The 8,293-nt window shown below is 56.3% G+C and carries 8 protein-coding genes; 4 read left to right on the forward strand and 4 right to left on the reverse strand.

The features are described 5' to 3' along the window. A partial coding sequence (locus ACEQWH_RS05790) for an FAD-linked oxidase C-terminal domain-containing protein (protein WP_370228810.1) occupies window positions 1-1,329 on the reverse strand: 1,329 nt, incomplete at its 3' end. A gap of 78 nt (window positions 1,330-1,407) precedes the next feature. On the opposite strand from ACEQWH_RS05790, the gene ACEQWH_RS05795 reads away from it, so the two are divergent. Continuing rightward, window positions 1,408-2,103 (forward strand): DUF599 domain-containing protein, encoded by a 696-nt coding sequence (locus ACEQWH_RS05795; protein ID WP_370228812.1) that lies wholly within the window; start codon window positions 1,408-1,410, stop codon window positions 2,101-2,103. Here ACEQWH_RS05795 and rlmH read toward each other — a convergent pair whose 3' ends face one another. The 3 genes from rlmH to ACEQWH_RS05810 all read right to left on the reverse strand — a co-directional run bounded on the left by rlmH (window position 2,104) and on the right by ACEQWH_RS05810 (window position 4,630). Next, window positions 2,104-2,574, reverse strand: coding sequence for a 23S rRNA (pseudouridine(1915)-N(3))-methyltransferase RlmH (rlmH, locus tag ACEQWH_RS05800; RefSeq protein ID WP_370228820.1), 471 nt, complete (start codon window positions 2,572-2,574; stop codon window positions 2,104-2,106). Window positions 2,575-2,613: 39 nt separating this feature from the next. Next, window positions 2,614-2,970 (reverse strand): ribosome silencing factor, encoded by a 357-nt coding sequence (rsfS, locus tag ACEQWH_RS05805; RefSeq protein WP_370228822.1) that lies wholly within the window; start codon window positions 2,968-2,970, stop codon window positions 2,614-2,616. Window positions 2,971-3,280: 310 nt separating this feature from the next. Then, window positions 3,281-4,630 carry a mechanosensitive ion channel family protein gene (locus ACEQWH_RS05810; RefSeq protein WP_370228814.1) on the reverse strand — a complete coding sequence of 450 codons (1,350 nt, stop codon included), beginning with the start codon at window positions 4,628-4,630 and terminating at the stop codon, window positions 3,281-3,283. Window positions 4,631-4,884: 254 nt separating this feature from the next. Here ACEQWH_RS05810 and leuC point away from each other — a divergent pair, with 254 nt between their 5' ends. From leuC to ACEQWH_RS05825, 3 genes are all read left to right on the forward strand, one after another. Continuing rightward, window positions 4,885-6,291, forward strand: coding sequence for a 3-isopropylmalate dehydratase large subunit (gene leuC, locus ACEQWH_RS05815; RefSeq protein ID WP_370228816.1), 1,407 nt, complete (start codon window positions 4,885-4,887; stop codon window positions 6,289-6,291). 12 nt (window positions 6,292-6,303) lie between these two features. Next, entirely contained in the window at window positions 6,304-6,909 is a 606-nt protein-coding gene (gene leuD / locus ACEQWH_RS05820; protein ID WP_370228818.1) for a 3-isopropylmalate dehydratase small subunit, read from the forward strand. Window positions 6,910-7,275: 366 nt separating this feature from the next. Beyond that, the gene (locus tag ACEQWH_RS05825; RefSeq protein WP_370228819.1) at window positions 7,276-8,109 is read left to right on the forward strand and encodes a hypothetical protein; all 834 of its coding nucleotides are present in this window, start codon (window positions 7,276-7,278) and stop codon (window positions 8,107-8,109) included. The last annotated feature ends 184 nt before the right edge of the window (window positions 8,110-8,293 follow it).

Raw genomic sequence — 8,293 nt, forward strand, 5'->3', positions numbered from 1 at the left:
ATCCGCGTGGCTGTATTGATGGCTCATCAGATCGCGCTTTTCGATCCCAACGCCATGTTCGCCGGTCAGACAGCCGCCAACCTCGACACAAAGCTTCAGGATATCCGCGCCAAAAGCCTCGCATTTCTCAAGATCACCGGGTTTATTGGCATCAAACAGGATCAGCGGGTGCATATTGCCGTCACCGGCATGAAACACATTGCCGACGCCCAGACCGTAATCCTTGGACAACTCTCCGATCCGCTGCAGCACATAGGGCAGCTCAGACACTGGAATCGTGCCGTCCAGACACATGTAGTCATTGATCTGACCCATCGCGCCAAAGGCCGATTTCCGTCCCAGCCAGATTTTCGCACTTTCATCGGCCGATCTGCTTTCACGCAACTCGACCGGATTGTGTTTCCGGGCAATCTCAGAGATCCGCGCCAGTTGGGCGTCAATCTCGGCGTCCGATCCCTCGACCTCAACGATCAGCAAGGCCTCGCAATCCGGATAGCCAGCGCCAGCGAACGCCTCGGTCGCGCGAATGCAGGGGCGATCCATGAACTCGATGGCGACCGGCAAAATGCCTGCTTTGATAATGTCACTTACACAGGCGCCTGCGACAGCATTGTCGTCAAACCCGATCAGAGCCGGGCGCGCACCTTCAGGCTTTGGCAAAATACGCAAGGTGGCCTCGGTCACGACGCCAAGCTGCCCTTCGGATCCACAGATCACACCCAGCAAATCAAGCCCGCCCGCATCCATATGCGCACCGCCGATTTCGATAATCTCGCCCTCCATCGTAACCAGAGTCACACCGAGCAGATTGTTCGTCGTCACCCCATACTTCAGGCAATGCGCCCCGCCCGAATTCATCGCGATATTGCCAGAGATCGCACAGGCCAATTGAGACGATGGATCAGGCGCATAAAAGAACCCGTCTTCTTCGACCGCGCCGGACACACTCAGATTGGTGCGCCCGGTCTGAACGCGAATAAACCGGTTCGGGTAATCTGTTTCCAATACATCGGTCAGTCGCGCCACGCCCAACACAACACTGTCAGAGGTTGGCATCGATCCACCGGCCAAAGACGTCCCCGCCCCGCGCGGCACCACGGGAACGTTCAACTGGTGGCAAACCTTAAGGGCCGCGGCCACCTGCTCTGTGGTTTCCGGCAACACCACAGCCAAAGGAGGGCAGCGATAGGCAGTCAAAGCATCACATTCATAAGCGCGCGTTTCTTCTGGGGCATCGATCACGCATCCCGCAGGCAATACGCTTTGCAACGCCGCAACAATATCCGCCTTGCGCGACAGCACGCGCGAATCCGGGGTGGGTAACTCCATGCCTTCCTCCATTTTGGTAAGTAAATATAACCAATTTTAAAGAATGACAAGATATCAGTGACTCTTTAGGTAAGAGGCATGACCTGGATGGATCGCCTTTCCCTTTTCACGACGCTTGACTATGCAGCCGTCGGATTTGTGCTGCTGATCTGGTGGAGCATGACTCTGCTGATCGAAAACCCTCCGGCATCGCGCCCTTCGATGTCGCTGCTGATGGCGGACTACCGTCGTGAATGGATGCAGCAGTTCATCCATCGCCAACCCCGCATCTATGACGCTCAGATCCTCGGCGGTTTGCGCCAAGCCACCGCGTTCTTTGGATCCGCAACACTCCTGGCAATCGGCGGGGCATTGGCCTTGATTGGCAACGCCGATCAAGTGCGCGGCGTGGCGAGTGACTTTGCACTGATGGAAGCACCGCTGTTCGTCTGGGAAATCAAAATCGTGTTGATTTTAGTCTTTACGACCAACGCTTTCCTGAAATTTGTCTGGTCAAATCGCCTGTTCGGCTACTGCTCGATCGTCATGTCGGCCCTGCCTGTGGACCCCGATGACCCGCTTTGCGCGCTGCGCGCAGACCAAGCTGCGCAGATCAATATTTCGGCTGCGCGCGCGTTCAATCGTGGGCTCAGATCTGTCTATTTCGGACTTGCCGCCTGCGCATGGCTGGCCGGACCCATCGCCTTGATGGGGACAACATTGCTGACAGTCTTCGTTATCTATCGTCGTGAATTCGCAAGCCTGTCGCGGGCGACCCTGCTGCGAAAACTCTGATCACACCCGGTGATAGGGCGCGCCCGCCAAAATAGAGGCGGCGCGATAAAGCTGCTCACTCAGCATCACGCGGGCCATCATATGTGGCCAAACCATCTTACCGAAGCTCAGGGACATATCCGCCTTGGCGCGCAGGCTTGGGTCGATCCCATCCGCGCCGCCAATGATAAAGGCCAGATCCCCGGCCCCATCGTCGCGCAACCGCGCCATCGATTGCGCGAACTCTGGCGACGTCATCAGCTTGCCGCGTTCATCCAGCGTGCAAATGCGCGCGCCCTTGGGCAAAACAGCGGCCAACAGCTGCGCTTCGGCGACCATACCGCCGCCTTTGCGATCCTCGACCTCATGCAGCTTCACCGGCCCGAGGCCCAAGGCCCGGCCGGTTTTCTCAAAACGGTCCAGATAATCGTCAAGCAATGTGCGTTCCGGGCCTGACCGCAGCCGGCCCACCGCACAGATGTGTATTTTCAATGCCATCCGTAATCCTTAGGGCGCAACCCCTGCGATGGCTTAGGCGGAGCCGCCCTGAACCCACATCTTCTCAAGCTGATAGAACTCGCGCACTTCCGGACGGAAGACATGCACAATCACATCACCTGTATCAATCAAAACCCAATCACCGGTGTCCTTGCCCTCGATCTTAGAGGTCCGGCCCGTGGTCTGTTTGATCTTGTCCACGAGCTTTTCCGACATCGCAGCCACCTGACGAGTGGAGCGGCCGGAACACACGACCATATAGTCGCCAATCGAAGAACGCCCACGCAGGTCAATCTGCACGATCTCTTCGGCTTTGTCGCTTTCAAGGGATTGAATGATGAGCTCTAGCAGCTCAAGGCCACTAAGATCGCTTTTCGCGACCTGCGGCATTTCGTTTTCAGTGGCGGATGCCACGTCCACATTTAAAGACAGAGATCTGCCCTCCTTTCACACGCACCGTAACGCCCCGATGCTGGGCATACTCAAAGGATAAACCTTCTGATGTGAAATTCCAATGACAGCACGCGCAGATGTGAAGGTGCCATGGTATTTTTGCCGATGTCCACCCGATTTTGGGGCTCTGCCCCCTGTGCGAAATTTGCCAGCAAATTCCGCCCATTCCCCCGGAGTATTTCTGACAAGATGAAAGCGCCTTTCTCTTGCCCTAAATATCCGCGCCGCAGGCACGACCGCAGGTCGTTTAATCCTCGTGCAGCATCCGCACCTCGCGCTGAGGGAAGGGGAAGTTGATGCCCGCGTCTTTGAACGCATCCCAAAGCGCCAGATAGACCGCGCCGCGAATGTTGGTCAGACCGCCCGTAGGATCACTGATCCAGAACCGTAGAATGTAATCCACTGAACTGTCGCCAAATCCCACGATGTGACAGACCGGTGCTTTTGGGTCGTTTAACACCCGATCCACAGAGGTCGCCGCCTCGATGGCGGCTTTTCTGACGACATGCGGATCATCGCCATAGGCCGTGCCAAAAAAGATATCGAGACGTACAAAATCATTGGAATGAGACCAGTTCACCACCTGTCCGGTGATCAGGTCTTCGTTGGGGATAAGGTATTCCTTGCCATCCCGAGTGACGACGCTGACGTAACGTGCACCCAGAGAGTTGATCCAGCCAAAGGTATCACCAAGCGAAATCACATCACCCGGTTTGATTGACTTGTCCAACAGGATAATTACGCCTGAGACCAGATTGGACACCACCTTCTGCAGACCAAACCCAAGGCCGACCCCAATCGCGCCTGACAAAACGGCCAGGCCTGTCAGGTCGACCCCAACGATGCGAAGGCCAATGAAGAAGGCTGCGCCATACAAAAGCACCTGAAGGAATTTTATCATCAGGACTTGCATCGACGGGCTGATGTCTTCGTTGCGTTTGATGCTGGCCGATGACGTGCCAGACAGGAACCGTGCCACCGCGAATGTCAGCCCCAGCATGACAACCGCCTGCACGATGGTCCAAAGAGACACGCGGATGGTGCCCACAGTCAGTGCCGCTGAGTCCAGCAATTGCCGGGTTTCGTCGCTGACACCCAGCACCACGAGCGTCACCCAGATCCAAGCGCCATAGCGGATGATGGCCCGCACAAGATTGTTCTGAACCAGACGCGCCACCAGAGCAATCAGTAGCCATGCCAGCGCAAGATTTGCCACGATCGCCAGAATATATGACCGGCTTGGCCAGGTGACTTCGCGCATGATCAGCACGGTGGCCCAGATCAGAGCGACAAAGAAAATCAGCGCCATGCGTTTGTGCAGCAGCAACAGATAGCGATAGCGCCATTTCGGCCAGCCCTCGCGCGTGCGCATCCAAGACAGCAGCATCGGCCCGAATACGCGCGACAACAAGAAAGCCACACCGATCAGCCCGATCACGATGGCCACCTGATAGGCATTCCAAGGGCGCATCAACCCGTGGACGAAATCCAGCACCTGATCCCAAAGGCTCAGAGCGATATCTTGGGTGTCTTGAGGGCCAGCCTGCGGAGCAGTTTGTTCAGCCGCCTCGTCCAGACCAGAGGTTTCATCTGACATAGTGCGCTTTCCTTTGTCTGATCAAAACACGGGGCAGCCTCGCAAAACAAGGGAATTCCCTTGCGACACGGGGCGACTCTCTATATCTGCGGACCTATGAAACGCATTTATGACATTGCTGACCGCGCCTTCCTGCCATGGCGCTTTTTCGGTCAAAGCAAATCCGTCATCGCCGCCCTATAAGGGCGCGGCGCGCCTTTCGCGCGCCCGTATTGCAGCCTTAAACGCCAATTTCATCAATACGGAGAGGACCCATGTCCCCCAAAACACTCTATGACAAAATCTGGGACGCGCATGTCGCCCATGAAGCCGAAGACGGCACCTGCCTGCTGTATATCGACCGCCATCTGGTGCACGAAGTGACCAGCCCACAGGCCTTTGAAGGTCTGCGGATTGCAGGTCGCAAGGTACGCGCGCCGGAAAAAACCATTGCGGTTCCCGATCACAACGTGCCGACCACTCTGGACCGCGCAGACCCTGCGACCATGACCGAAGAAAGCCGCATTCAGGTTGAGGCGCTGGATAAGAACGCCAAGGAGTTTGGCGTGCATTACTATCCGGTTTCTGACGTGCGTCAGGGCATCGTGCACATCGTTGGTCCTGAACAGGGCTGGACCCTGCCGGGCATGACCGTTGTGTGCGGCGACAGCCACACTGCGACCCACGGTGCCTTTGGTGCGCTGGCGCATGGCATTGGCACATCCGAAGTTGAGCACGTTCTGGCGACGCAAACGCTGATCCAGAAGAAATCGCTCAACATGAAGGTTGAGATCACCGGCAAACTGAAACCCGGTGTGACCGCGAAAGACATCACGCTGGCCGTAATCGGCGAGACCGGTACTGCCGGTGGGACTGGCTATGTCATCGAATATTGCGGCGAAGCGATCCGCGATCTGTCGATGGAAGGCCGCATGACCGTCTGTAACATGGCGATCGAAGGCGGCGCGCGCGCTGGCCTGATTGCACCAGATGAGACCACCTATGCCTACTGCAAAGGCCGTCCACACGCGCCAAAAGGTGCCGCGTGGGAGCAAGCCCATGCCTATTGGCAGACGCTGTTCACCGATGAAGGCGCTCATTTTGACAAGGTGGTGACACTCAAAGGCGAAGACATTCAGCCGGTTGTGACATGGGGCACCTCGCCTGAGGATGTTCTGCCGATCACGGGCGTTGTTCCAAACCCAGAAGATTTCGAAGGTGGCAAGGTCGAAGCGGCGCGTCGCTCTATCGAGTATATGGGTCTGACACCGGGGCAAAAACTGAACGAGATCGAGATCGACACAGTCTTTATCGGCTCTTGCACCAACGGGCGTATTGAGGACATGCGCGCTGTTGCCGAGGTCGTGAAGGGCAAAAAGATCAAAGATGGCATGCGCGCTATGATCGTGCCGGGCTCTGGTCTTGTGCGGGCGCAGGCCGAAGAAGAAGGTCTTGCCGACATCTTCCAGGAGGCTGGTTTTGAATGGCGGATGGCCGGGTGCTCTATGTGCCTTGCGATGAACCCGGACCAGCTGAGCGAAGGCGAACGCTGCGCCGCGACGTCCAACCGGAACTTTGAAGGCCGTCAGGGCTATAAAGGCCGGACTCACCTTGTGTCGCCAGCCATGGCCGCAGCCGCAGCGCTGACCGGCAAGCTGACCGATGTTCGTGACTTGATGTAAGGAGCCAGATCAATGGAAAAGTTTGAAAAACTCCACGGTATCGCGGCCCCAATGCCGCTGGTGAATATCGACACCGATATGATCATCCCAAAGGTGTTCCTGAAGTCCATTCAGCGTTCCGGCTTTGGCAAGCACCTCTTTGACGAGATGCGCTTTAACCGCGATGGCACGGAAATCGAAGATTTCGTGCTGAACAAGCCGCAGTACCGCCAGGCAGAAATCCTGGTTGCGGGCGACAATTTTGGCTGTGGCTCCTCTCGCGAGCACGCGCCTTGGGCGATTGCGGATTTCGGCATCAAATGTGTGGTCTCTACATCCTTCGCGGACATCTTTTTCAACAACTGCTTCAAGAACGGCATTCTGCCGATCGTCCTGCCCCAAGAGCAGGTCGACATTCTGATGGCAGACGCGGAAAAAGGCGAAAACGCGCGACTGACAGTTGATCTGGAAGCGCAGGAAATCACCACGTCCGAGGGCGACGTCATCACCTTCGACGTAGATCCACATCGCAAGCATTGTCTGCTGGAAGGGCTGGATGACATCGGCCAGACCATGCAAAAGCAAGCCGCGATTGACACCTTCGAGGCGCAAGCCTCGGCAGCCCGTCCTTGGGTTTAAGGGTTCTCAAATAGCGGCAATGCGGCAGATCTGAGTCTTCTCAATCCTGCCACATTCTTGCCACAAGCTTTAACGCGCGCCCGTTCAAAGGCGCGCGTTTTTTAATTTTGGCCACCTTGTAATACGCCCAATCAGCCAGAGACAGCCGCGGATTTTCCTATTTTTTCAGCGTTTTCGGTGCATTCGGGCACCATTTCTCACAACCCACAGGGGAAAATTGTGAAATTCAAAACAAAATCTTGAGCAATTTGAAAAACCTAGGCACAATTAAGGCAAGAATGAGGCAAGCCGTCCTGAGCAGACGGGTCAGACTTGAAACAGCACGCGACAAAGAATTGCGGCGATCGGGTTTGAAGGGAAAGAGCAGTGTTCGCACAAATCACAAGCGCGATGATACGCGCGATACTTATGGCTATGCTGGTGGCAACACCTGCGCTGGTGCTGCCGGATGTGACGTCCGACGCGCAGCAATTTGCCTTTATCTGCGCCTTTTTTGCCGCCGCGCTGGTCTTTATTGAATATTTTTCGGCCTACCCCAGTATTCTGGAATTCCGCTTCGCGCCGCCCTTTAACCGCATCCGGTTCATGGCCGTGTTCTTTTGCGTCTTTGCGCTGTCATCGGCCTTTACCTTTTCCAGCGCCACCAATGTGGCCAACGGATTGATGCACGCAATCGCAACCCTCGCCGGAGAGTTGACCGACGTCCCATATTCCCCGGTGCGGCTGGTGCTGCTCACGCTCCCTGCGACCGCAGACAGCGAGCATGTGAACATGGTGCGGATGGCCGCAGGCATGTCTTATTCCATCGCGACACTTAGCCTTGTCCTGTTCTATTTCGTCGTACGCGTTCTGGATTGGCCAACACGAAATGGCGCCTTCAACGTTTGGGTGAACCTTCCGCTTTTTGACCCAACCGCTGGCGGAGATGTCCTGCCCCGTCTCACGCGCGACGGTCGCGTGAACATCGTTCTGGGCATTTTGCTGCCGTTCATCTTCCCTGCCCTTGTCGAGCTGACATCAAACTCGCTGGGTCCGGCTTTGTGGTCCAACCCACAAACGCTGATCTGGACCATGACAATCTGGGCGTTTTTCCCGGCAACAATGGTGATGCGCGGCATCGCGATGCTGAGGGTCGCCAATATGATCGACCAAGATCGCCGCCGCGCCTATGCAGAAGCGCAAAACCTGCAGCATATCTAGCCAAAATCCCCTTAGTTTCTTGATCTTTTTGGACCTAGACGCTAGGCCAAGAGCGTAATTTGAATCGAAGGAAAATCCCATGAGCAACCCCTCCTTGCTGATCCTGCCCGGCGATGGCATTGGCCAAGAAGTCATGACCCAGGTCCGTCGGATTATTGACTGGTATGGCGAGAAGCGTGGTCTG

Source organism: Cognatishimia sp. (assembly GCF_964229375.1).
Classification (GTDB): domain Bacteria; phylum Pseudomonadota; class Alphaproteobacteria; order Rhodobacterales; family Rhodobacteraceae; genus Cognatishimia.